Genomic DNA, 24,972 nt, shown 5'->3' with positions numbered 1-24,972 from the left:
GAGCGCCTCAATATTCCTTTTCGTAGAAGACGCCGGCCTTGCCACCCTCGCTACCCGCTCCGGCCTTGAGCTTGACCCCGCGGCCGACATCGAGATTGATCGTCGCCTCGGCGCCGCCCTTTTCACCGCCCTGCTCGACCTGGAGATAGGTCCGGTTGTTGATGTAGCGACCGACCGAGACGGTGGTCTGGCCGGTGGCATCGGTATTGACGTCGAGATCGTCGACGCCGAGGTTGCTGCGCAGCGTCTGGAGGAGCGAGGTCGAGCCGCCGCCGGCCAGCTGGCTGACGGCGTCGGCGAGCTGGGCGATCTGCAGAGGCGACAGGCGCGACATGGACTGGCCGAAGATCAGCTGGGCGAGAACTTCGTCCTGCGGCAGGGCAGGAGATGAGGTGAAGGCGATCGTCGGGTCGTTCGCCAGGCCGGTAACACCGACGGTGATGGTGGTCTGGCCCGACGTCGTGTCGGCGGACATGTCCAGCACGGGGATCAACCCACCGCCAAATGTGATATCGCCATTGGTGAAATCGAGACGCTTCGTCAGGATGACGATACGGCCGCGGCGCATCTCGAACTTGCCTATGACCTGCGGATCGATCGCAGTGCCGGCGATTGCAAGCTGGCCGCCAAGCTCGGCATCGATGCCACGACCGCGAACGAAGATGCCGTTCGGCGCACGCACTTTCAGGTCGAGCCTTATCGGGTTGGAACTGCCATTTGCCTGCTTCGGACGGATTTCTTCCATCTGGCGCAACACATCGGCCGGTGCGTTGCGGTGGCGAATATCGATGGCCGATAGCGAGGTCGGCAACTTGGCCGGCACGGTGATCGATGCCTTGGTGAGCGAGACTTCGCCGCCAAGGACGGGGCCGGACATAACGGGGCCCTTGAAGGTGAGCGTGCCATCGGCGGTGACGGCGAACAATGTGCCATCCGCATAGCTCGCCTGGGCGAGCTTGATCGTCAGGTCGGCGGGAAAGCCGGATGCGGGATCGATGCCGACCGTGCCATCGACGGAGACGGTACCGCCGCCGGAAAGCTTGCCGGAAATGCCTGAAAGCCGTGCCGTCTTGCCATCCAGGGCGACATTGGCCGACAGGTTGGTGATGGCGAGGTTACGGCGGACGTCGATCAGCCGGGCACCCGATGTGGCGAGCGTGCCACTGATGGCGGGAGATGCAGCATTGCCACCCACCTTGACATCGACATTGCCGGTTCCCTCAAGCAGGAAGCCCTGCGCCGAGAGTTGGCCCGCCAGAACGGAAAAGGGGAAATTGCCGGCGAATTTCAGATCCAGGGCGCGATCGCCGGTGATGACCACCGAGCCGCCGCCGGAGAGCGCGATGCCTCCGCCGCCCGACAGGCGCGTATCGAGGGTGACGCGACCATTCTCGAATGTACCGCCGGCGGTGATGTCGACCGCTGCCACGCCGGCGCCGGACATCTGGCTGACGGATGCGTCATTCCACTTCAGATCGTAACGGACTGCAGGCGCCTGGGCGGTGCCGGTCGCCTTGACCGTTCCGGAGATCGTTCCCTGTGCCCCGAGGTTCGGCACGAAGGCGTTGGCGATATTGGCCGGCACGGCTTTGGCCTCTGCGTCGATATTGAGGGCAGGGCCGCCATTCTCGTTCAGCAGGACGCGACCGTCGGCGGTAATTTGCATTCCGCCGCTGCCGGTGACTTGGGCTTTTTCTAGTGCGACTGTACCGTCGGCAAAGGTGCCTGCTGCAGAGATGCGAAACGGACTGATGCCAGCATCGCGCATCTGGCGAAGCTGGGCATCACTCCATTCCAAATCGTATTTTACAGCAGGCGCCGCACTGGTGCCCGTTGCCTTGATAGTGCCCGAAATGCTTCCTGCCGCGTGGATGGTCGGCAGGAAGGTGTTCAAGAGGCTCGCAGGAAGAGCCTTGATCGTCGCCACCAGATCGAGGCTCGATCCGGCTGCGCCATTGACGGAAACGCTGCCCGTCCCGGTCTGCAGCGTCAGGCCGGACAGTCGGGCACCGCCATTCTCGATAACGATGCGGCTCGGTTCCGCCAGCCGGACGGGAATGCTGCGGGGTGTCGCCTCGAAGCTCTGCAGGCCGATCGCAAGGCCGCCGGCGGTCTCGATGGTTGCCTTCGTCGTCAGCGGCGCGTTGTCGTAATTGGCGGAGAGATCGACCGAGGTCGTGGTGCCGCTATGCTGCAAGGCGACGTTGAGGCCCTGTAGGAAAATGCTGTCGGTGCCGAGACGAGCGGCGCGGATCGAACCCTGTGCCGCAATCGTCTTGATGTCGGGAATAGTCAGGTCGATGACCGGCTGGACGAGGCCGGCATTGCCGCGACGAACGGCCGAACCGCTGGCATTGATGACGGCCCCCGAGACAGAACCATGCCGGTTGAACACGACGGAGCCCTTGAGATCGCCCTGCGCCTGCTGGGCGGCGAGCGCTGCAAGCAGCGAGATATCGGGGAAATCGAAATCGAGGCGGCCGGATGGCATGAAATCGGATGAGAAGGTGAGCGCGCCGGTGAGCTTGTTCGGGCCGATCTCGGCATCGATTGCGGGGGCCTGAGTTTCGCCATTGGCCGATGCGACATCGGCATTGATATGGATCGGCTTGCCGTCGATCGAGCCCTTGGCGGTCAGGTGGCCCTGTGGCGCCTGCGGATTGGCGGTGCCATCGATCACGAGGCTCAAGTCTTCGAGCTTGCGGCCGACGAGCCGGGCCTCGGCCGAATTGACCACGGCCTTGACCGCGACGGCATTGAGCGGCCCCTTGGCGGACACGTCGAAGCCTGCGGCGCCTTCGGCGTCGCCGAGCCAGCGCTTGATATCCGGCAGGCGGCCGGCGAGCCGGCCGGAAACGTTGCCGTTTTCCATCAGCACGTTGCCATGCGCTTCGATGGCATTCGACTTGACGACGATATTTTCGAGGCTCATGCGCCCGCCCTGGACGACGTCGACATAGCCTTCGGCGGCGATCGGGCCATCGAAACGGCCGGAGACGGAGGGCGGCAGGATGCTTGGATTGGCGGATATGCGGAAATTGCCGGTGACAGCCTGTTTGGACGTATCGTAGGCGCCGCTCACCGTGCCGTTGAAGCCGGCGCTTTCGAACGTGGCTGCGTCGAGGCCGATTGCCGGCGGCGCGAGGCGCAGCGGCGCATCAAGCGTGACCGGGCCGCGAACCATGCGGGCGATGTCGGGATTGGCGAAATTGAGATCGGCGACAGTGACGCGGCTGCGGATACTGCCGGCGCGATCGACGAGATCGAGATCCTCGCTCTCGGCCTGAACCCTGATCTGGCGGAAGCGTCCCTGCGGAGGCTCGGCATAGGGCAGGGAAGCGGTTGCGTTGAAGCGCGCAGACTTGGCGGCTCCGGTCAGCGTGAAGTTCAGCGTCTCGACCGAAAAACGGCTCGGCTGACCGTTGATCGGCCAGGCGACCTCGACCGGCCCCTTGGTGCCGGCAAGGCTTGCCGTCAGGCTGTTGTCGCCCTTCGGGTCCCAGGCGCCCTTGGCCGAAAGGCGCACGGCACCCGATGTCAGCTGGCCGCGCTGGAAATCGATGCGGCCCGATTTGGAATAGGTTGCGGCGATGTCGATATCTGTCGTGCCATCGAACAGGTCGCGCAAGGCGGGGGGCATCAGCGTTGCCAACTGGCCGCCGCCCTTGATCTCGATCTGGTGGCCGCTGTTGTCGACCAGCACATGGCGGCCGTCGACGGAGATGACCGGCTGGCCGTCGACCTGGCCCGTCAGCTTGCCCGCCCAGTTCGATAGCGGTCCTTCACCATCAAGCGCCAGCTGGACCGCCGGGGCTCCGGGCAGCCGCAGCAGGCGGGCGAGCAGGCCACCCTGGGGTTCTGATACGGAGGCCTTTGCCGTCAGGCGGTTTTCGGAGGGGGCGTAGACGATGTCGGCCAATGCCTTGGCATCCGGCTCGTCCTTGCGTGTCGCCTGCAGGTTCAGCGCGATATTCGGGCCTGTGGCATCCACCGATCCCTTGACCGAGAGGGCGAAGTCCTTGCCGGACAGCGCCTGGGCGAGATTGATGTCGGGCAGATCCAGTTCCGCGATCCGGATACCCACCGGCAGCGACGTGCCCGAGCTCGAGCTGGTCGAAGTCTGGACGGCCGTGCTGGGTTCGGGCGGGCGAATGAAATCGACGGCGGCTGCGGATACACGGTCGGCGCGGAATTCGCCGGTGAACAGGGCGGCGGGCGACCAGTCGACCTCTATGCCGCTGATCTTCGCATAGGGGCCCTTGCTGTCGGACAATACCAGATCGCCGACGCGCAGATCACCGGTCAGCAATCCCTTGGGACGGGTAAAGGAAATGGCGCGGTCGGGGGTCGATATGAGCGAGGATATGCGGCTGGCGGCAAGATCACCACCGACGGGAGTGAAGGCGACGAAAAGGACAACGCCGAGCGCCATGACGAAAAGGACGCCGATTGCCGCGATTGCGGCTCTCAAAGTCCATTTCAGGAGGCGGGCGATGAATGTCATAGTCTTATAGTCGCCTTTTAGAATGCCTGGCCGATGCCAGCGTAGATACCGAACGAATTACCACCGTCATAACGCTTCAACGGAATTGCGAAATCCAGGCGGATCGGCCCGAACGGCGTCGCATAGCGCAATCCCACACCTGCCCCCGCGCGTATATCAGAAAAATCGGGCACGATTTCGGTTGCAACGGTTCCGACGTCCATAAACGGTACGATTCCAACCTTTTCTGTCACTTTTACGCGCGTTTCGAAAGACGCTAAAACGTAAGACTTACCGCCAAGCGCATCGTTGTCCTTATTATAGGGCGAGATCTCGCGATAGCTGTAGCCGCGGACCGAGCCGCCGCCGCCCTGGTAGAAGCGACGGGTGACCGGAATGTCCGCCAGATCGCCGGTGCCGATAATGGACCCGGCACCGAGGCGGCCGGCAAAGACGACGCGATCTTCGGCGCCGACACCGTAATAGCCGGAGATCTGGCCTTCGAAGGACGAGAAGACATTGCCGCGAATGGCCTCGTAACTCGGCTTGGCTGAGACGGTTCCATAAAAGCCCTCGGTCGGGTCGAGCTTGTTGTCGCGCGTATCGCGTTCGAAGGAGACCGGCAGGCTGAAGGTCAGATAGTCGTTATGGCCGAAGACGTCGTTGGCACGGATATAGGCGATCTCGCCGCCGCCGGAGACCTTGTCGGTCGAGTTGAGCTCATAGGTCAGGCCGGCGGAATAGGTGAGGGACTGGGCCTCGTAGATGTCGTCCGGGTTTTCGCTCTTGGCTTCCAGCTTGGAGACGAAGGTCGCTTCCGGCACGAAGGCACCGGGCTTCGTATAGGTAATGCCGGCGGAATAATCGAATGTCGAGACATCGCTTGCGCCGATGCCGGTGACCGAGCCTTCGACGCGCAGCGATTCCGCCTGGCCGAACAGGTTGCGGTGGCCCCAGTAGCCCGAGACGCCGGCGCCATCGGTGGACGCATATTCGAGACCGAAGCCGAAATAGCGGAACTTGCCTTCCGACACTTCGATCGCAAGCGGAAGGGAGCCATCGGGCGCCAGCTTGTCGTCCTCGTGGATGGTGATGCTGGAAAAGGTGCCGAGCTGGCGAAGCCGGTCGGAGGCCTTCTTCAGCTGTTCCGGAGAGTAGCGCTGGCCCTTGTCGAGGCGGGAATAGCGCTTGATGAAATCCGCATCGACCGCGCGAGCACCCTTGACCGTCACGGCGCCAAAGGGCGCAATCGGTCCGCCATAGGCGCCGAGCACGACGTCGACCGTCTGCGTCGCATGATCGGCGGTCACCTGCCGCTGCAGCGGATGGGCAAGCGGGCGGCCCTGCTTCTTCAGGTCGAGGACGATCTGTTCGCCGGCTTTCAGGATGACGAGCGAGCCGGCCTCGCCGCCGGGCTTCAGATCGTAATCGGCCGGGTTCAGGCCGGCCGCATCGCCTTCAAGACGGACCGACCCCAGCTTGAAGACAGGGCCTGGCCTGATGCTAACGGTGACCGGAACGGGCTTGGAGTGGTCGAAACTCGGGTTGGGAGGAAGCTTGTCTATGTCGTTGCCGGCGATCGAGATCGTCACCACGCCGCCGTAGCGGGCCTCTTCATAAAGCACGGCGACAAGGCGGTCGCGGTCTTCGCGCGCCTTCACCACGACACCGAGATCGCCGGATACGGGTTGTTTCTGGTCGCTGACCAGGGCGGAAGCGGCTTCGAGACGCTTCTTCAGGTCCTTGTCCGCATCACCGCTATCAAGCGTTGCGGCATAGCGGACCGGGTCGATGACTTCGACCGTATCATCATCGCCACCGAACAGCGTGATGCCGAAGATCTTGAAAGCATAAGCGTTGGTGGCAAGCACGGGGGAAAGAGCCAGGCTACCCGCCAGCAAGCAGGCCAAGCGGCGCCGCCGGCTGCTCCAGTCGCTTATCCTCCCCGCTTTTTTCTTTTCCATACGCAGACTTAGTTATCGGTGCCGTCGGTCAAGACCCTCATGGTCGCTGACAATCTCTGTACCCGCAAAATGCCATCAGGGGTACCCTTGATCTCGGTCGCATGACGATTCGTTGAAATAAAAGGCCCCGAACTTGGTTTCGGGGCCACATGTTTGAAAAGAACTGACTTTCTGTCAGTAAAGCCGGATCAGTAGCGACGCGGGCAATCGTCGATGTAACGGCGGCCGTAGCGGTCGCGATAGTAGCACTGGCCCGGCTGCTCGGAGACGCTGCCGATCAATGCGCCGGAAACGCCGCCGACGGCTGCACCTACTGCTGCGCCGCGGACATTACCCGTCACCGCGCCGCCGATGATGGCGCCCGATGCAGCGCCGATGCCGGCACCTTGTTCCGTGGGGGTGCAGCCTGCAAGCGCTGCACCGACCAGCATCATAATGACAGCCTTTTTCATGGCACCCTCCGGTAAGTTTTCTCTGTTGTGACGTACAGTTGCCGTCTTTTGCTCACTTCTGAGCCAACAATAGGCGGTGAGGCCAGAGAGTCCATATAGCCGGCGTTATTTTTATTTCAGCATTCGGGAATTTGGTGTTGTGCACTAATCGCGCGAAATGCTGCCGGCTGCACCAAGCGGCCCATGTGTTGCGCGATGGCACAGGCGAGAGCTTTTGTTCGCCGGTTGACATGGGTCAATCTTCACATTTTGGCTATCGCTAAGATTTAGATTGGAATAATTCAAAAGATGGGCCTATTGCCGCAGCTACGCCCATACCGCCTCTTCGGGCTTGACGACGCGTTGCCGCAGGCAGACGAAGAAGCTGGCAAAGATCAAGAAGACCCTTCAAGGGTTTTGGAGTTTAGCATGGATTTCGAGGCATTTTTCAAGAGCGAGCTGGACGGACTTCATCAGGAAGGCCGCTACCGCGTGTTCGCCGATCTCGAAAGGCATCGTGGCAGTTTTCCGCGGGCGACCCACCACACATCCGAAGGTGAGAAGGAAGTAACCGTCTGGTGCTCCAACGACTACCTGGGCATGGGCCAGCATCCGGCGGTTCTGGCCGCAATGCACGAGGCGATCGATCACTGTGGCGCGGGTGCGGGAGGCACCCGGAATATTTCTGGCACGACCCACTACCACGTTCTTCTGGAGCGCGAGCTTGCAGACCTTCACGGCAAGGAGCAGGCGCTCGTCTTTACCTCCGGCTATATCTCGAACTGGGCAACGCTCGGCACGCTCGGCCAGAAGATCCCCGGCCTCATCATCTTCTCCGACGCGCTGAACCATGCGTCGATGATCGAAGGTATCCGTTACGGCAAGTGCGACCGGGTGATCTGGAAGCATAACGATCTCGTCGATCTGGAAGCCAAGCTGAAGGCCGCCGATCCGAATGCGCCGAAGCTGATCGCCTTTGAATCCGTATATTCGATGGATGGCGATATCGCGCCGATCAAGGAAATCTGCGATCTCGCCGACAAGTATGGCGCAATGACCTATCTCGACGAAGTTCATGCGGTCGGCATGTATGGTCCGCGCGGCGGCGGCATTGCCGAGCGCGAAGGCCTGATGGATCGCCTGACGATCATCGAAGGGACGCTCGGCAAGGCATTCGGCGTGATGGGCGGTTATATCGCCGCGTCTACCGCGCTTTGCGATTTCATTCGTTCGTTCGCTTCGGGCTTCATCTTCACGACCGCCATTCCGCCGGCACTTGCCGCCGGTGCCGTCGCCTCGATCCAGCATCTCAAGGTCAGCCAGTTCGAACGTGCCCGCCATCAGGAGCGCGTGCGCAAGCTGCGTGGCCTGCTCGACAGCCAAGGCATTCCGCATATGCCGAACCCGAGCCATATCGTGCCGGTCATGGTCGGCGATGCATCGAAGTGCAAGTGGATCTCCGACATCCTGCTCGATACGTGTAATGTCTATGTGCAGCCGATCAACTATCCGACGGTACCGCGCAAGACCGAGCGCCTCAGGATTACCCCGACGCCGCTGCATAGCGATGCCGATATCGAGCATCTGGTCGCTTCACTGCACCAGTTGTGGTCGCGCTGCGCGCTGGCTCGAAATGTGGCCTGAGGTTCGGGTCCATCCCCTCACCAACAAAATCTAAGACTTAGCTGACGCTAAGATCTTGATTTTGTGTCCTCTCCCGCAGGGGGAGAGGTATAGCGTCGAGCTTGCCTCCCCGGCATCTCTCCCCTTGCGGGAGAGAAAGCGATTTCAACATCTTAGCCGAAGGCTAAGTGTTAGAAATCGCAAGTGAGGGGAACGGCTCCCTAAGCCGCCATTTCCATTCTGGCGATGACGTCCCCGGCGCGGCGCCTTGCCTCGCCATCGGCGGCGAAGACGTCGTCCATGGTGATCGCGACGCCATAGCCGGTCATGTCTTCCATCACCTGTTCGGCAATATCGGCCATCTGCAGGAAGCCGATGCGGCGGTCGCAGAAGGCGTTGAAGGCGGTTTCTTCCGCGGCGTTCATTACCGCAGCCTGCACGCCGCCGCGTGCCATGGCGGTGCGGGCGAGCCTCAGTGCCGGGAAGCGGATCTCGTCGGGAGCCTCGAAATCAAGGCGGGCCAGCTTAGCGAAATCGAGGCGATCGACGTTCAGCTTCGGCCGGTCGGGATAGGTGAGTGCATAACCGATGGCGGTGCGCATGTCGGGGCAGCCGAGCTGCGCGATAACCGAGCCGTCGGTATAGCCGACCATCGAATGGATGACGGATTGCGGGTGGACGACGACCTCGATCTGGTCCGGGCGGACATTGAAGAGGTGCTTTGCCTCAATCATTTCCAGCGCCTTGTTGAACATCGAGGCGCTGCCGACTGAAATCTTCAGGCCCATCGACCAGTTCGGGTGGGCGCGGGCGATATCGACCGTCACGCCGGCCATCTGCTCGCGGCTGAACGTGCGGAACGGGCCGCCCGAGGCGGTGATGACGATGCGTTCGACGGCGTGGCGCTGGTCGTCCTCAAGCGACTGGAAGATGGCGCTGTGTTCGCTGTCGACGGGGATCAGCCTGCCGCCGCCATCGGCGACCGCCTTGACGAACAGGTCGCCGGCGGAGACCAGGCATTCCTTGTTGGCCAGCGCGATATCGGCGCCGCGTTTTGCTGCCGCAAGGGTGGGCGCAAGGCCGGCGGTGCCGACGATTGCGGCCATGACCCAATCGGACTGCCGCTCTCCCGCCTCCACCAGTGCGGCGCGGCCGGCCGCGACCTCGATGCCGGTGCCGGAAAGGGCGTCCTTCAGCACCGCATACTGCTTGTCATCGGCGGTGACGGCGAGGCGCGCGCCAAACATTTTCGCCTGCTCGGCCAGAAGGTCGACATTGCTGTTGCCGGTGATCGCGACCACGTCGAAAGCATCGCGTCCGCCGAGTTGGGCGACCACGTCGAGCGTATTGACGCCGATCGAGCCGGTCGATCCGAGGATGCTGATGCGGCGCCTTAGAATGTCTGCCATGACCTCTTCCACTCTTACAGTTGCCGCTGGTCTACTCGCGAAAGCCGGCCTCTACAAGAGTTCCGAGAAATACGGCAGATGTGATGACGGCCGGCTTGATCCGGCCGTCGATCGGAGCGAAATGAGGTGATGAAAGAGAGCAACACGATCGAGACAACCTGTGTGATTGCCGGCGGTGGCCCGGCGGGGCTGATGCTCGGCTTGCTTTTGGCGCGGGCGGGCGTCGATGTCACGGTTGTCGAAAAGCACGGCGATTTCCTGCGGGATTTCCGCGGCGATACGATCCATCCCTCGACGCTGGAGGTGATCGACCAGCTGGGGCTGATCGATGCGTTCCTGGCGCTGCCGCATACGCGGGCGGAAAAGCTCTCGGCGGAGATGGGCGGGCGCACGATCACGATCGCCGATTTTTCGCGGCTGCCGGTGAAGAACCGCTTCATCGCCTTCATGCCGCAATGGGATTTTTTGAATTTCCTTGCAGCTTCGGCCAAGGCCTATCCGAATTTCAGGCTGATCATGCAGGCGCAGGTGACCGACCTTGTCGAGGAGGATGGCCGTATCCGCGGGCTTCGTGCCCGCATGGCGGGCGGCGATATCACCATTCGGGCCGAGCTGGTGGTCGGCGCGGATGGGCGCAATTCGGTCATTCGCGACAAGGCGGGACTGACTGTCGAAAGCTTTGGCCAGCCGAGCGAAGTCGTGTGGATGAAGCTCTCCAAACAGTCGGGCGATCCACATGAGGTGATGGGCCATGCGGGACCAAGGCAGGGGCTCGTGCTGATCGACCGGGGCGATTACTGGCAATGTGGTTACGTGATCCGACGGACGACATTTGCCGACATCAGGCAAAAGGGGATCGAGGCCTTTCGAAAAATGGTGGCGGATGTCTCGCCGCTGCCGCCGGCACGGATGGGCGAGATCGGCTCCTTCGACGATACGAGCCTTTTGACTGTCAGAATCGATCGTCTCAGCCAATGGTGGCGGACCGGGTTGATCTGCATCGGCGATGCGGCACATGCGATGTCGCCGATCGGCGGAGTGGGCGTAAACCTCGCCATCCAGGATGCAGTCGCTGCGGCAAACCTGCTGTCGGCGCCGCTTGGCGAAAACAGGCTTTCCGATGCCGATCTTGCCGCCATCGAAAAGCGCCGCAGTTTTCCGACGCGGGCGACGCAGAAGCTGCAATTGATGATGCGCAGCGGCCGGCGGGCGGACGAGAAGGACGAGGCGAAGCGCAAGGGGCCACCGGGTTTCATTCGCGGCATTGCCCGCTGGCCTGTTCTCGCACACTTGTCGGGACGGTTGATCGGCCTCGGCTTCCGGATGGAACGGGTGAAGGAGCGCTCGCCAAGCCGCTAGAGCGCTCGCCTCAGATAATACGTTGGCCTGCAACCTTTGCGATGGTTTTCCGTTGACCGGAAACGATGAAGCCGAGGGTTGATCTTGTCTGTTGTTCGCCGCGTTTTGGTCCTGCTGGTGGTCGCTTCGGGCGGTGTCCTGTTTTCGCAGGCGCCGGAATTTGCCCAGCAGTATCGGCAGCGTCTCGGCGGCGCGATCGACGAATTGACAAGCATCATCCAGACCTTCGACGAGCAGGCCAATCACGAAGGGCTCGATCGGCGTGCAGCACTCAACATCTATTCGCTGTCCAGTGAACCCTTCCTGCATTCGCAGGGTGACGCGATGCGAAGGACATTCGAGCGTTATGAGGCGCTTTCGGATCAATTCGAGGATCTCGCGGCGGCGCCTCCGGTCCTGAGGCCTCTGGCGATCCTGCAGCATATCGATCCGCCAATTTTCTCGAAGACCATGAAATGGTTCGTGCCGGCGATGCCGTTCAGCTTTGCGGGTGGGGTTTGGGCCGCGATCGGCGTGGCCATCGGTTCGTTGTTCGCCGTCCTGTTCGGCGGCATCCTTCGGGCATTTGCCGGCCTTCGTCAGCTACCTCACCGGCGAATTATGCCGCGAGGCATGGATGCATCTTCGGGCAAGCGCATGTCATGAGTGAGCATGTCACCCATTGATCGAAGTCAAGGCGGCGTTTCTCGTCTCACGCACACTCCCACCGGACGCATGCACGCGTCTGCGCATAAGAGCGCGACGGAGGGGCAATGGGCTACAGGATCGGCACCTTGCATGCCCGAGACGTTTTACGGGCCTATGCTCTGATCGAGCGCATCATGCCCGGCCTCGACCTCGACCAATGGACTGCGCTGACCCGCCGTGCAGCAGATTGCCGCCGCTGGTTCGTGGTCAAGGACCGGGAGGGGTATATACGCGGTATCTGCCATGTCGCGGTGAGAGGAGAGGGTGATTTTCGACGCCAAGTCGAAGTGCCGCTGATCGCCGCCGTGAGCCTGAAGGATTGCGAGGAAGTCAGGGCGTTGCTGTTTTCCGCGGTAAAGACATTCGCCATGGCTGAGCGTTGCCAGAAGATCCATATCTGGACGGCGGTGCCGACGACCTGGCCCGTGCTTGTCGATTACCTCGACCATGGTCCGAGAGGCCATGGGCTGATCATCTCCGCCGATAGCGACAGCCTGCCGGATCAGCCGATCTTTCCGGTGAAGATGTAGCCGATGCCGCGGATCGCTTTGATGAACTGAGGATGCTTGGCATCAGCCTCTATCTTACGCCTCAGCCTGACGATCTGCGCATCTATGGTGCGGTCGAATGCTTCCAGGTGGCGGCCACGGGTCAGGTCCATCAGGAAGTCGCGTGTCAGTACCCGGCCTGCATGGTTGAGGAAGGCCGCGAGCATGTCGAATTCGCCGGTCGTGAGTTCCACCTCCGCCCCGTCCGGATCAACCAGCTGGCGTCGCGACAGGTTGAGCGACCATCCCTCGAAGCGAATGATCCTGTCTTCCTCCTGGGCCGGCTTTGCCGCAGGCGCCGGCTGGCGGCGCCTGAGGATGGATTTCAGCCGGGCATGAACCTCTCTCAGATGAAAGGGCTTGGCGATATAATCGTCGGCGCCGATCTCGATGCCGATAATCCGGTCGACCACATCGTCGCGTCCGGTCAGCATCATAATCGGCACGTCGGACGTGGCACGGATATCGCGCGCAAGATCGAGACCGTCGCGACCGCCGGGAAGCGAAAGGTCGAGCAAGACTGCGTCGACGCTGTTCTGGCGCATAACGACGTTCATCTCGACGCCATCCGGAACGGTGGTAACGCGATATCCCTCACCCTCGAAATAGCGGGCGAGCATCTGGCGAATACGAGGGTCGTCGTCAACGACAAGGATATGTGCCGCGTGGGCGGGATCAAGGGACATCTAAAATCAAGCCAGGCTGTTACAAACTGTTACCAATTCGAACCGTCTTTTACGGCGGTAGCATTCGCGTGTTACTGCAATCACGTCAACTACCCCCATCAAACGACGGGGATCCGAACATGTTTCTCACCAGCTATAATCGCGAACGCAGCACCACAAACCTTCTTTCGCAGGTCGAACCGGAAACGTTGAGCGGCCTGTTTTCGCGCCAGCCCGTCGAATGCCTGCAGCCGGGCCAGTCGCTTTTCCTAGAAGGCGATGACGCGAAGCACGTGTTTGAAGTGGCCGAAGGCGCGCTCAGGATATTCCGCATCATTTCTGACGGTCGCCGGGTGATTACCGGTTTCGTCTTCGAAGGCGATCTCCTCGGCGTTTCGCTGAAGGGCAATTATCTCTACAGCGCCGAAGCGATCGTCGGAACGAAGATCCGCCGTCTAGCCCGTCGCACTTTCGAAGCCGCCGTCCAGGAATCGGAGGAGCTACGCCCGCAGCTCTTCGCACGTGTATGCGACGAAATGGCCGCTGCCCAGGACCAGATGGTGCTGCTGTCGTGCAAGAGCGCGGAGGAACGGCTCTGCACATTTCTGCTGAAGCACTTGCGCCGGGCAGCGGCCAAGACCGGGGTTCAGTCGATGGTGCAGTTGCCGATGACCCGCCAGGACATGGCAGACTATCTGGGGCTGACCATCGAGACGGTCTCGCGCACCATTACCAAGCTGACGACAAAGGGCGTGCTTGGCTGCGTCGGTCGCCATTCGGTCAAGATCATCAAGCCGATGACGCTTGCACAATTGGCCGGAGACAACGATGAATACGGCTGGGGGGAGCCGATGGTTTCGGCTGACGAACGTCGCCACCACTAACCGCAGCCAGGAATTTTGATGCCTGAGAAAATAAGAAGCACGCTGACGACCCAGGCTGAGCTGGATTCCGTCCTTCACTTGCTGGATGACGCCAATGTGCTCGTTCACAGCGGCGAGGGGACGATCATTCGCTGGAGCAGCGGCTGTGAGAGGCTTTACGGTTGGTCACGCCAGGAGGCGATTGGCCAGTCGGTCCACCGGCTGCTGCAGACGCGGTTTCCCGTTCCGCTGGACGAGATACGCCAGCGCGTGGCGGAGCATCATTCCTGGGAAGGGGAAGTAGAACATCGCAGTCGCGACGGCCATCAGGTCTTTGTCGCGACACGCTGGGTTGCCGTTGCCCTTTCGGTTGATGGCTTGCCCATCATTATCCAGACCAACAACGACGTGACCGAGATGAAACGGGTACAGAACGATCTGGCGGAACGGGAGGCGCATCTACGCTCCATTCTCGATACCGTGCCGGAATCGACCATCGTCATTGATGAGGCGGGTATCATCACCTCGTTCAGTGTCGCGGCGGAGCGCCTGTTCGGGTACAGCGAGGCCGAGGTTTGCGGCAAGAATGTCCGCATGCTGATGCCTAATCCCGACCGCAATGCGCATGACGGCTATATTTCCCGCTATATGGAAACCGGCGAGCGCCGGATCATCGGCTATGGCCGCGTGGTCACCGGGCTGCGCAAGGATGGCACGACGTTTCCGATGGAACTTGCCGTCGGCGAGGCGCGAAGCGGCGGAAAGCGGATCTTCACCGGTTTCATCCGCGACCTGACGAGCCGCCACAAGATCGAGGAGGAGTTGCGCCAATCCCAGAAAATGGAGGCCATCGGTCAGCTGACCGGGGGATTGGCGCATGACTTCAACAACCTGCTCACCGTTATCAGCGGCAATCTGGAAATGATGGAATACCGGCTTGAGGATCCGAACCTCAAGGTCTTGCTCCAGGAGGCGCAGGCGGCGGCCGATGATGGTGCCAAGCTGACCGGCCAGCTTCTCGCCTTCGGCCGACGGCAGCCGCTCAACAATCAGCTCGTCGATGTCGGGCAGCTCGTTTCCAGTTTTTCCGACCTGATGCGGCGCACCCTTGGTGAGGCGATCGAGTTCAAGACAGTGATCGCCGGCGCGCCCAACGAGGCGCTGGTCGATGCTTCGCAGTTGCAGAATGCCATTCTCAATCTCGTCATCAATGCGCGCGATGCAATGCCGCGCGGCGGCAAGCTGACCGTCGAGATTTCTCACATCAAGCTCGATGTCGATTATGCGCAGATGTATTCCAACATGCGCACCGGTGAGTTCGTTCTCGTCGCTGTCACCGATACGGGCAGCGGCATGAGCCCGGAGGTGAAGGAGAAGGCGTTCGAACCGTTCTTCACGACCAAGGGTGTGAGTGCCGGCACGGGGCTCGGCCTCAGCATGGTCTATGGTTTCGTCAAGCAATCGGGCGGCAATATCCAGCTCTATAGCGAGATCGGCCAGGGCACGTCGGTGAGGATGTTTCTGCCGGCCGCCAGGCGGAAGATCGATATCAGCCATGCCGATGGCGGCGGCGCCCAGGTCTCCAGCCCGCTGCCCGGCGGGCGCGAGAAGATCCTGGTGGTCGAGGACGATCCGCGGGTGCGACGGGTGACGGTCTCCAGGCTGACGAGTTTCGGTTACGAGGTGATCGAGGCTGAAAACGGAAATGAGGCGCTTTCGCAGCTCGATCGCCATGACGATATCGCCTTGCTGTTTACCGATGTCGTCATGCCCGGTGGTCTGACAGGCGACGAACTGGCAAACAGGGTACGTTCCGAGCGGCCGCATATCCCGGTTCTGTTCACCTCCGGCTATGCCGAACCGGCGATTGCGGGGCGCGAGCTGGCGCTTTCGGGCAGCTGGCTGAAGAAGCCCTATACGGCGCGGGAACTCGCGGTGCGCGTGCGTGCGCTATTGGACTGACGGTCGCTCCAAGCCCTTGAAATGGCCTCATTCCGGCACCGATTTGAACGTTGCCGCGGCGGGGGAGAGGATTGGGGCGATTTTTCGGCCCTTCTCGCCGAATCATGTGCCTTCCAGAATCGTGCTGTGGATACGTTTCCCGGTTGTGTAAAACTGGCACAAATTAACCAACCGTTAAGCTGCTGCGCACAAGGTCTCGGCCATGACTATGTAGTTTTGGAGTTGGTCATGCGCATCAGCGGCGGCGTCGTGCTTCTTGTTATACCGATCATCGCAATCTTGCTGTTCGGCGTCTCGGTTTCCTGGGACCGCCTGCAGACGGTCGACCCGATGTTTACCAGTTCGATCAAGCACCCGTCGCAATCACCGATCCTGCCGTAAGGCGTCGCGGGTCCATGCCTTCCGACAATACGCTTCGTGCCAGCGTCGGTGCGAGGTAATAGGCCAGAGGTTGTTCTTAGCCTGCGGCAATGCAGGCCGCCGTCCCTGATGTACGAGGCTCTCGCATGTCGGCAGCAATGGCCGGCATGTGGACCGATCCCGCATCCTTCCCTGGCGTCATGGCCCTTGGTTGAGCAGAATAGATCCTGCCAGTCGTCGCTCTTCCGCGATGCAACCGGTTTCGTCTCGAGTGTTGGGCTGTTCTTTCCTTTCTAAGATGCTGTTTTTGCTATAGTTATTGGTAAATGAAAATTTTTTGCATGCGTGATTTCTTGATGTCATGCATGCAATCATTGTTGATATCAAGATCGCAAGAATGCGATCATGCAATGATGGTAGCTTGCTTGAATGCAGGATTGCCTGCATGCTTTCATTTATGCTAGATGGAACCAGTTTCACAGGTTGGAGAACGATATGCCTGTCATCTGCGCAGCCAACCCGAAGGGGGGCGCCGGGAAGTCGACGACATTGCTGACGATCGCGACATGCCTGGTGCAGTCGGGGGCCTCGGTCATCATCATCGACGCCGATCCGAACAGGCCGATCACGGACTGGCGGTCCGGCAAAAGCACGCTGCCGCTCAAGGTTCGCAGCGACGCCACGGAAGCCAATATTCGTGACCTGATCAACGAAACGGCTTCGCAGGCGCAGTTCGTCTTCATCGACCTTGAAGGTACGGCCAGCCGCCTGACATCACGGGCGATCATCCGCAGTGACCTGACCTTGATCCCGCTTGCCGGAAGCGCCCTTGATGCGCAGCAGGCGGCACGTGCGGTCAGCCTTGTCCGGGAAAGCGAGGCGGATGTCGGTCGGCCGCTGAATTTCGCACTGTCCTTCAACCGGACCAGCCCGCCGCCCTTCGTGCGCCGGATCGAGCGGGAAATCAGCCAGCAGATGCGCAAGAGCGGCCTGCCGGTGCTTGGTACTCATCTGCACCGAAGGGAAGCCTATAACGCCATGTTCATGGAGCGACTTGCGCTGCAGGAACTCAGTCAGACGGCAATCAACGGCGTGCCGGCTGCGATCGAAAACGCGATGCAGTTGACCGGCGAAGTGCTGGAACTGCTTCAGACACTGAAGGATGAAAGGGCGGCCTGATGGCAAGGGATTTCGGGTTTGGCCAGGACGACAAGCGTCTCGACGTATCGAAGTTCTCGCCGCGAGACGGCGCCCAGGACGCCAACGACAGAGACGATCTCGGCGATAGGGCCGCAGAACGGGCGGGGTTCAAAAGCCGGGAAGTGGTTGAGCGTGTGGCGCGCGTCCGCAAACCGTCACAGCCCTTCGATCAGGCCTTCGTGCGTGCGCCCATCGACGTGATCAACCGCTTCAAGACCTTCTGCAACGATACCGGCATGTCTTACGGCGAGGCGCTGGACGAGTTGATGCGACGCGCCAAGGTCTAGTCGCGTCCGATACGGCATGGCGTTGGGCGGATGGGAAGAACGGCGACTTCAGCGATTTCGCGCAGGCTTCTGTCTCTATCGCGCCGGGCAAAAAATGCGCAGGCCGGGCAAAGGTGAAAAGGCTGGAAAATGAGTGGTGCCCCCGGCAGGGTTCGAACCCGCGACCCCCTGATTACAAATCAGGTGCTCTACCAACTGAGCTACAAGGGCACTCTCAAATGCGGGAGTTACCAGATTTTGTCTTGCTGTAAAGCAAAAACGTCAATCGTGGTGAAACTGTCAGCGCTGCAAACTCGGAAGCGCATCGCCCCATCCTCGTTGCCCCACGCGCGTGGATAGCCAAGCCTTAGCCTGAAGCGCAACCTTTGATCATTTCGAGGAACGGTGGTGATCCCAGATGGATTCGAACCATCGGCCTCAGGATTAGGAATCCTGCGCTCTATCCTACTGAGCTATGGGACCACTTATCGCAACCCATACAAAAGCCGCCTGGATTAGCCAAGCCTTTTTCTGGGTCGCATGGCGATCTTTCGGCTTGCCCTGTTTGTCCAAGGCCTTGGCTTTTTGCGCTTGAACGGTCCGGAGGCAGCACGCCGCCTCCGGGAGGTTGCTCAAGGCCTATTCCGACAGGCGTTTTTCGGCGAGCCGTACCCAGTAGGAAATGCCGAAGGCAATCGCTTCGTCGTCGAAGTCGTAGCGGGGATTGTGCAGCGGGGCGGTTTCGCCATTGCCGATGAAGATGAAGGCGCCGGGGCGGCTCTTCAGCATATAAGCAAAATCCTCGCCGGCCATGGTCGGGTCGACATTCGGATCGACATTCGGGGTGCCGACGATCTCGGTTGCGGCTTCGATCGCGTGGTCGGTCTCGCGGTCATGGTTGGAGGTGACGGGGCATTGCCGGTAATAGTCGATATCAGCCTCCGCGCCGTGGGCGCCGACGAGGCCGTCGACGATCTGGCGGATACGGTTTTCGGCAAGGTCGCGGGTATCTTCGCTCAGCGTGCGCACCGTGCCCATGATCGTTGCCGTATCGGGGATGATGTTGTGGGTGGTGCCGGCATCGAAGCGGGTGACCGATATGACCACCGACTGGACGGGATCGGCATTGCGGGCGGCGATAGCCTGCAGGCTGCCGACGAGCTGCGAGCCGATGAAGATCGGATCGATCGTCTTGTGCGGCTGGGCGGCGTGGCCGCCGCGGCCCTTGATGGTGATGGTGAAGCGGTCGGGGGCTGCCATGATGCCGCCCTTGCGGATGGCGAACCGGCCGAGCGGAATCCCGGGCATATTGTGCATGCCATAGACTTCTTCGATGCCGAAGCGCTCCATCATGCCGTCCTCGACCATGGCGAGCGCACCAGCGCCGCCTTCTTCGGCCGGCTGGAAAATGACGGCCACCGTGCCGTTGAAATTGCGGGTTTCGGCAAGATATTTGGCAGCGCCGAGAAGCATCGAGGTGTGGCCATCGTGGCCGCAGGCATGCATGGCCCCCGGTGTCTTGGACGCATAATCCTTGCCGGTCACCTCGGTCAGCGGAAGCGCATCCATATCGGCGCGCATGCCGATCGTGCGGGTGCCTTCCCCCTTGCCGCGGATGATACCGACGACGCCGGTTCGGCCGATGCCAGTGACCACCTCGTCGACGCCGAATTCGCGCAGTTTCTCTGCGACGAAGGCTGCCGTGTCATGGACCTCATAAAGAATTTCGGGATGCTGATGCAGAAATCGTCGCCAGCCCGTCACTTCGCCCTGAAGCTCGGCTGCGCGGTTCAATATGGGCATTCGTGTCTCTTTCCTTCAACGTCCAGAGCATTTCCGGCCAAAACGCACCGGCCGTCAATGCTCCTCTTCATGTTTCTTCGTGTGACCAGACGCGAGGCCATCTCACATTGCTGCCCGATGTGGCCGGCTTCACGCGGTTATGTATCCCCTCCACCGGTGATAGTGCCTCCGGTGATTGACGTAATCAATCTTCTTTGCCATTCCTTGGTCATAGAGGGCGTCTATGCGCCGCGTGCTTAACGCCGCAATCATGAGGACAATCTTGCCGTTTTCTCTTTTCCGTGCCGGCCGGTCCACCCGCCTGGCTTCCGCCGCAGTCTTGTCCGCCACTCTGGCCTTTGCAGGCGCGGCTTCCGCAAATCCGAAAATCATCGTCGATTCGAATACCGGTCGGGTGATCGCCCAGCAGGATGCCTTCCTGAAATGGTATGGTGCATCGCTGACCAAGCTGATGACGACCTATGTGACCTTCGACGCGTTGAAGAGCGGCCGCATCAAGCTCGACAGCGTGGTGACGATGAGCCAGAGGGCGGTGTCGCAGCCGCCGAGCAACATGAATTTCAGCGTCGGCACGACGATGACGCTCGACAACGCGCTGAAGATGATGCTGGTAAAGTCCGCCAACGACATGGCCTATGCCGTGGGTGAAACCGTCGGCGGTTCGATGGACAATTTCGTTGCCATGATGAATGCGGAAGCCGCCAGGCTCGGCATGACCTCGACGCATTACATCAACCCGAACGGTCTGCCCGGCAAGGGCCAGTATACGACGGCGCGTGACCTTGCGGTGCTGACGCTGCGGCTGCGTCGCGACTTCCCCGAATATATGGGCTATTTCACCATCGAGGGCATCGATACCGGCAAGCGCCAGTATCACAACTACAATACCCTGATCGGCCGCTTCGACGGCGCGACCGGCATGAAGACCGGCTTCATCTGCGCCTCGGGCTTCAACCAGATCGGATCCGCCACGCGCGGCAACCGCAGCGTCATTTCGGTCGTGCTCGGCTCCGACAGCCTTGCCGGGCGTGCCGACGACACGGCAAACCTTTTGCAGCAGGGGCTGACCTCGGCGCCGAACCAGGGCGTGCCGCTTGCCTCGCTGCCGGTGTCGGGCGATACGTCCGAGGTCAACGACGTCAGTGCCGAGATCTGCAATCCGAAGGCCGCCAAAATCCGCAGCGAGACGCGCGACGATGCCGGCCGCACGATCCAGCATTCGCCCTATATTCACGAGATGGATCATCCGCCGCAATATGTGGCCGTCTATCCGATCACCGGCGGTGAAGTTCCTCCTCCGCCGCCGAAGGTGAAGAAGACTGCGCCGAAGAAGGGCGAGGCCAAGGCGCCTGCCAAGGGTGCGGCGGTGCCGAGGCCGGTCGTCAGGCCGGCCGCCAACCCATAAGGACGATCTCACCATGCCGATAGCGGCTGAACGGATCCCGGTCTCGATCATCACCGGCTTTCTCGGTGCGGGAAAATCGACATTGCTGAACCGCATGCTGCAGGATCCGGCGGCGCGTGACATCGCAGTGATCATCAACGAGTTCGGCGAGGTGGGTATCGACAACCTGCTCGTCGAATCCTCGGGCGATTCGATGATCGAGTTGTCGAATGGCTGCCTGTGCTGCACGGTGCGGGGCGAGCTGGTCGATACGCTTGCCTCGATGATCGATGCGATCCAGACGGGTCGCGCCAAGCCGGTGACGCGGGTCGTCATCGAGACGACGGGGCTCGCCGATCCGGCTCCGGTCATGCAGTCGGTGATGGGCAATCCGGTCATCGCGCAGAATTTCGACCTTGAAGGCGTCGTAACCGTCGTCGATGCGGTCAACGGTCTGGCGACGCTTGACGCGCATCAGGAGGCGGTCAAGCAGGTTGCCGTCGCCGACCGGTTGATCCTGTCGAAACAGACGCTCGCCGATGCGGCGCAGCTCTCCGTGCTCAGGGCCAAGCTTGCGGCACTCAATCCGCGTGCGCCTCTCGTCGATGGCGATAGCGCCGAGGCCGGCAGCCTGTCGGTGCTTGCCAACGGGCTCTACGATCCGGCAACGAAAATCGCCGATGTGGATCGCTGGCTGCGCGACGAGATGGCGGCCGACGATGATCATCATCATGATCATCACCACGGCCATCATCATGACCATGCGCACGACCATCAGCATCACCATCATCATGATGGTCACGATCACGCCGGCCATTCGCATGGTCACCATCATCATCATGACGTGAACCGCCATGGCAACGACATTCGCTCGTTTTCGATCATCCATGAAAGGCCGATCGATCCGATGGCGATCGACATGTTCGTCGATCTGCTGCGCTCGGCCCATGGCGAGAAGCTTTTGCGGATGAAGGCGGTCGTCAAGCTCTCCGACAATCCGGAGCGCCCGCTTGTGCTGCATGGGGTACAGGCGATCTTCCATCCGCCGCAACGCCTGCCGCGTTGGCCGCAAGGTTCCGATCAGAAGACCCGCATGGTGCTGATCACCAAGGGCCTGTCGGAAGAATTCGTTGCCGACCTGTTTGCCGCCTTCACCGGCGAACCGCGGCTCGACCGGCCGGACCGGGCTGCGCTGGAGGACAATCCGCTCGCGGTGCCCGGCTTCAGCCGGTGATCGTCAGATTTCGGCTGTCTGGCCCTTGCGGATGACGAAGCGGTGGCCGTTCACGGTCTTCTCTGTGCTGAGCAGCGTATGGCCGTCCTGATTGCACAAATGCGGGATGTCGATCGCCGCCAGCGGATCGCTGGTGTCGATGGTCAGGCAATCGCCGGTCATCATGGTCTTTAACCGGCGTCGGGTCTTCAGGACCGGCAGCGGGCATTTGAGGCCTCTGAGATCGTAGAGGCTCTCATGAGGGGAGGTCACTGCTTGTCCCAGAACTTCCAGAACGGCTTCTTGGCTTCGCTGACCGGCGCTGCGGGCGCGGCATAGGCGAGTGCGTCCATCGGGTTCTGCTCGGGAATCGGGACCGCTGCCACCTTGCCTGCCTCTGTCTGGATCGTAGGCGCGGCGATGCTGGCGGTGGTCGTCGGTTCTGCGGATGTGGCCGGCGTGGCGGCTGCAACCGTTGCCGTTGCGGTGGCCGCGGCGGGCAGGCGACCCTGCTTCATCTGCGCGGCCGTCGTTGCCGGCTGCGGTGCGGCGGATGCCATGATGGTGGTGGCAGGCTTCGGCTGGCTGGCCGCCATCCGCTTTTCCATCATTTCCTGGAAATCAGCCTGGCTCATCAGCTTGCCGGCTTCGAGTGAGGTTCCGGTGGGCGCATAGGCGATGTCATGGCCCTTGCGTTTTTCGGCGACAACCGCCTTGCGCTCGGCTTCCGTCGGCTCGTACCATACCTTGGTGCCAAGCTTGTCGACGGCCTTCTCGTAGGCAACATCATAGGTCTTCTCGTAGGAAGACAGGGCGGATGCGAGTGCCGGCGGGGTCGACATGGACGGGCAAGCGCCGGCTGCGTTGAAGGCGCCCTTGCCGTCCTGATTGAAGACGTATTTCTTGTCGCAGAAGGCGACTTCGGGCGGACGCTTGGTGACTTCGAAATTGTCGTAGCCGACCTTCAGCATTTTCCAGAAGGCGTAGTTCTCGCTGTCGCGATGGCGGGCCATGTTATCGGCCGTCATGCGGAAGGGCAGCGCCTCCAGTTGGATCGTCGTCTGGCCGCCCTTGAAGGCGTCGCGCGCGAAGGCATAGATCTCGAGGATCTGCTCGTCGGTCATCGAATAGCAGCCCGAGGACGAGCAGGCACCGTGGATCATCAGGTTGGTGCCGTTGCGACCGTTGGCGGTGTCGTAGCGGTTCGGATAGCCGGTATTGATGGCGAGATAATATTTGGAATTCGGGTTCAGGTGGGCCGGCGTCAGGCTGTAGAAGCCTTCCGGCGCCTGGCGATCGCCTTCCTTCACTTTCGGTCCGAGCTTTCCGGACCAGGCGCAGATGTCGTAACTCTTGATGACGTCGAAACGGTTGTCGGCAGTCGCCTTCCAGATCTCAAGCTTACCCTCTTCCTTGAGGATGCGGATCATGATCGGCGATGTGCGCGGCATGTTCTTCGCCTGCATATCGGCGAGAACCTTGGCCGGCAGCGGCTGGTTTACCTTGTTCTTGACGGTCGAGAGGTCGATGCTCGACGAATCGAGCGTATCGTTACAGCCGGTGAGAGCTGTCGCAACCAGAAGAGCAAAGGCGATGTGTTTCAGACGCATCGGGACGGACCACATGTCTAATTCGGCATCAAACCGGGGCATAGGCGTAGGATAATGATACGGTAAGCTTTACATTTTCTTAACCGCTCAAAATCGCATGTCCAGCAAAACCTCCAGACGCCGACTGTTATGATCGCTATGGCCGATTTTGGCAACCGTCCCGAAGGGGAGGATGCGCCTAGAGATTGCGGCCGATATCGAGGAACTTCTTGCGGCGGGCGGCGCGCACTTCGTCGCCGGAAAGCTTGGACAAGTCCTTCAGCGCCGAGGAAATGACCTTGCCTGCCGCATCCATGACCGTCTTCGGGTCGCGATGGGCGCCGCCGACCGGTTCGGGGATGATCTCGTCGATGATGCCGAGGCCCTTCAGGTCTTCGGCGGTGATCTTCATGTTGGTGGCCGCTTCGCGGGCGCGGGTACTGTCGCGCCACAGGATCGAGGCTGCACCTTCCGGCGAGATGACCGAATAGATGGCATGTTCGAGCATGTAGACGCGGTTACCGGTGGCAATCGCGATCGCACCGCCGGAACCACCTTCGCCGATGACGATCGAGATCATCGGCACTTTCAGGCCAAGACACATCTCAGTCGAACGGGCGATGGCTTCCGCCTGGCCACGCTCCTCGGCGCCGACGCCCGGATAGGCACCGGCCGTATCGACGAGGCTGATGACGGGAAGGCCGAAGCGGTCGGCCATTTCCATGATGCGGATCGCCTTGCGATAGCCTTCCGGACGTGGGCTGCCGAAATTGTGCTTCAGGCGGGTTTTGGTGTCGCTGCCCTTTTCCTGGCCGATGAGTGCCACCGGCATGCCATTGAAGCGGGCAAGGCCAGCCTGGATGGCAGCATCCTCGCCGAAATTGCGGTCACCGGCGAGCGGGGTGAATTCGGTGAACAGGTGTGCCGAATAGTCGACGAAATGCGGACGCTGCGGATGGCGCGCAACCTGGGTCTTTTCCCAGGCGCCGAGCTTGGAATAGATGTCGCGCGTCGCTTCCTTGACGCGCACTTCCAGACGGCTGATCTCGTCGGACGTATCGATGCTCTCATCTTCGGCCGCGAGTTTCTTCAGCTCGTGGATTTTTGCCTCGAGGTCGGAGATCGGCTTTTCGAAATCGAGATAAGTCTGCATCAGATCCGGT

The 24,972-nt window shown here is 61.2% G+C and carries 20 protein-coding genes and 2 tRNA genes; 11 read left to right on the top strand and 11 right to left on the bottom strand.

Annotation, left to right across the window (positions count from 1 at the left end; genetic code table 11):
- Positions 1-7: 7 nt before the first annotated feature.
- The 3 genes from NCHU2750_RS17100 to NCHU2750_RS17090 form a co-directional block, all read right to left on the bottom strand.
- Entirely contained in the window at positions 8-4,504 is a 4,497-nt protein-coding gene (locus NCHU2750_RS17100) for a translocation/assembly module TamB domain-containing protein (protein ID WP_119941596.1), read from the bottom strand.
- Between the two features lie 17 nt (positions 4,505-4,521).
- Complete coding sequence (locus NCHU2750_RS17095) at positions 4,522-6,447, bottom strand: autotransporter assembly complex protein TamA (RefSeq protein WP_119941595.1); 1,926 nt, start codon at positions 6,445-6,447, stop codon at positions 4,522-4,524.
- A 188-nt stretch (positions 6,448-6,635) separates the two neighbouring features.
- Positions 6,636-6,899, bottom strand: coding sequence for a YMGG-like glycine zipper-containing protein (locus NCHU2750_RS17090; RefSeq protein WP_119941594.1), 264 nt, complete (start codon positions 6,897-6,899; stop codon positions 6,636-6,638).
- 408 nt (positions 6,900-7,307) lie between these two features.
- Between NCHU2750_RS17090 and hemA the strand changes: the two genes are divergently transcribed.
- The gene (hemA, locus tag NCHU2750_RS17085) at positions 7,308-8,522 is read left to right on the top strand and encodes a 5-aminolevulinate synthase (RefSeq protein ID WP_119941593.1); all 1,215 of its coding nucleotides are present in this window, start codon (positions 7,308-7,310) and stop codon (positions 8,520-8,522) included.
- Between the two features lie 200 nt (positions 8,523-8,722).
- On the opposite strand, the gene dxr is transcribed toward hemA, so the two are convergent.
- Positions 8,723-9,910: a 1-deoxy-D-xylulose-5-phosphate reductoisomerase gene (gene dxr, locus NCHU2750_RS17080; protein ID WP_119941592.1), complete on the bottom strand. Its 1,188-nt coding sequence runs from the start codon at positions 9,908-9,910 to the stop codon at positions 8,723-8,725.
- Positions 9,911-10,039: 129 nt separating this feature from the next.
- Between dxr and NCHU2750_RS17075 the strand changes: the two genes are divergently transcribed.
- From NCHU2750_RS17075 to NCHU2750_RS17065, 3 genes are all read left to right on the top strand, one after another.
- Positions 10,040-11,269: an FAD-dependent oxidoreductase gene (locus NCHU2750_RS17075; protein WP_119941591.1), complete on the top strand. Its 1,230-nt coding sequence runs from the start codon at positions 10,040-10,042 to the stop codon at positions 11,267-11,269.
- Between the two features lie 84 nt (positions 11,270-11,353).
- Entirely contained in the window at positions 11,354-11,914 is a 561-nt protein-coding gene (locus NCHU2750_RS17070; protein ID WP_119943464.1) for a DUF2937 family protein, read from the top strand.
- 107 nt (positions 11,915-12,021) lie between these two features.
- Positions 12,022-12,486, top strand: coding sequence for a hypothetical protein (locus tag NCHU2750_RS17065; RefSeq protein WP_119941590.1), 465 nt, complete (start codon positions 12,022-12,024; stop codon positions 12,484-12,486).
- On the opposite strand, the gene NCHU2750_RS17060 is transcribed toward NCHU2750_RS17065, so the two are convergent.
- A complete protein-coding gene (locus NCHU2750_RS17060; protein WP_119941589.1) occupies positions 12,459-13,190 on the bottom strand; it encodes a response regulator in 732 nt (243 codons plus the stop codon). The genes NCHU2750_RS17065 and NCHU2750_RS17060 overlap by 28 nt on opposite strands.
- Positions 13,191-13,309: 119 nt before the next feature.
- Between NCHU2750_RS17060 and NCHU2750_RS17055 the strand changes: the two genes are divergently transcribed.
- From NCHU2750_RS17055 to NCHU2750_RS17040, 5 genes are all read left to right on the top strand, one after another.
- Positions 13,310-14,053, top strand: coding sequence for a helix-turn-helix domain-containing protein (locus tag NCHU2750_RS17055; RefSeq protein WP_119941588.1), 744 nt, complete (start codon positions 13,310-13,312; stop codon positions 14,051-14,053).
- A gap of 18 nt (positions 14,054-14,071) precedes the next feature.
- Positions 14,072-15,994 (top strand): hybrid sensor histidine kinase/response regulator, encoded by a 1,923-nt coding sequence (locus NCHU2750_RS17050; protein ID WP_119941587.1) that lies wholly within the window; start codon positions 14,072-14,074, stop codon positions 15,992-15,994.
- A 228-nt stretch (positions 15,995-16,222) separates the two neighbouring features.
- Positions 16,223-16,375, top strand: coding sequence for a hypothetical protein (locus NCHU2750_RS30605; protein WP_162939666.1), 153 nt, complete (start codon positions 16,223-16,225; stop codon positions 16,373-16,375).
- 474 nt (positions 16,376-16,849) lie between these two features.
- Positions 16,850-17,533: a nucleotide-binding protein gene (locus NCHU2750_RS17045; RefSeq protein ID WP_119941586.1), complete on the top strand. Its 684-nt coding sequence runs from the start codon at positions 16,850-16,852 to the stop codon at positions 17,531-17,533.
- Positions 17,533-17,841 carry a hypothetical protein gene (locus NCHU2750_RS17040; protein ID WP_119941585.1) on the top strand — a complete coding sequence of 103 codons (309 nt, stop codon included), beginning with the start codon at positions 17,533-17,535 and terminating at the stop codon, positions 17,839-17,841. The genes NCHU2750_RS17045 and NCHU2750_RS17040 overlap by 1 nt, the downstream gene beginning before the upstream one ends.
- Positions 17,842-17,975: 134 nt before the next feature.
- Here NCHU2750_RS17040 and NCHU2750_RS17035 read toward each other — a convergent pair.
- From NCHU2750_RS17035 to NCHU2750_RS17025, 3 genes are all read right to left on the bottom strand, one after another.
- Positions 17,976-18,051 (bottom strand) — tRNA-Thr (locus NCHU2750_RS17035).
- Positions 18,052-18,226: 175 nt separating this feature from the next.
- Positions 18,227-18,303: transfer RNA gene (locus NCHU2750_RS17030), tRNA-Arg, on the bottom strand.
- Between the two features lie 156 nt (positions 18,304-18,459).
- On the bottom strand, positions 18,460-19,623 hold the full coding sequence (locus tag NCHU2750_RS17025) for a M20 aminoacylase family protein (protein WP_119941584.1): 1,164 nt from the start codon (positions 19,621-19,623) through the stop codon (positions 18,460-18,462).
- A gap of 262 nt (positions 19,624-19,885) precedes the next feature.
- On the opposite strand from NCHU2750_RS17025, the gene NCHU2750_RS17020 reads away from it, so the two are divergent.
- Both NCHU2750_RS17020 and NCHU2750_RS17015 read left to right on the top strand, forming a co-directional pair.
- A complete protein-coding gene (locus NCHU2750_RS17020) occupies positions 19,886-21,028 on the top strand; it encodes a D-alanyl-D-alanine carboxypeptidase family protein (protein ID WP_502703799.1) in 1,143 nt (380 codons plus the stop codon).
- Positions 21,029-21,041: 13 nt separating this feature from the next.
- Positions 21,042-22,241 carry a CobW family GTP-binding protein gene (locus NCHU2750_RS17015; protein WP_119941583.1) on the top strand — a complete coding sequence of 400 codons (1,200 nt, stop codon included), beginning with the start codon at positions 21,042-21,044 and terminating at the stop codon, positions 22,239-22,241.
- Between the two features lie 3 nt (positions 22,242-22,244).
- Here NCHU2750_RS17015 and NCHU2750_RS17010 read toward each other — a convergent pair whose 3' ends face one another.
- The 3 genes from NCHU2750_RS17010 to NCHU2750_RS17000 all read right to left on the bottom strand — a co-directional run bounded on the left by NCHU2750_RS17010 (position 22,245) and on the right by NCHU2750_RS17000 (position 24,962).
- On the bottom strand, positions 22,245-22,493 hold the full coding sequence (locus tag NCHU2750_RS17010) for a sulfurtransferase TusA family protein (protein WP_119941582.1): 249 nt from the start codon (positions 22,491-22,493) through the stop codon (positions 22,245-22,247).
- Entirely contained in the window at positions 22,490-23,830 is a 1,341-nt protein-coding gene (locus tag NCHU2750_RS17005; RefSeq protein WP_119943460.1) for a L,D-transpeptidase family protein, read from the bottom strand. The genes NCHU2750_RS17010 and NCHU2750_RS17005 overlap by 4 nt, the downstream gene beginning before the upstream one ends.
- A gap of 178 nt (positions 23,831-24,008) precedes the next feature.
- Positions 24,009-24,962 (bottom strand): acetyl-CoA carboxylase carboxyltransferase subunit alpha, encoded by a 954-nt coding sequence (locus NCHU2750_RS17000; RefSeq protein ID WP_119941581.1) that lies wholly within the window; start codon positions 24,960-24,962, stop codon positions 24,009-24,011.
- Between the last annotated feature and the right edge of the window lie 10 nt (positions 24,963-24,972).

Source organism: Neorhizobium sp. NCHU2750 (assembly GCF_003597675.1).
Taxonomy (GTDB): Bacteria; Pseudomonadota; Alphaproteobacteria; order Rhizobiales; family Rhizobiaceae; genus Neorhizobium.
This window is presented reverse-complemented; position numbering and strand designations above follow the sequence as displayed.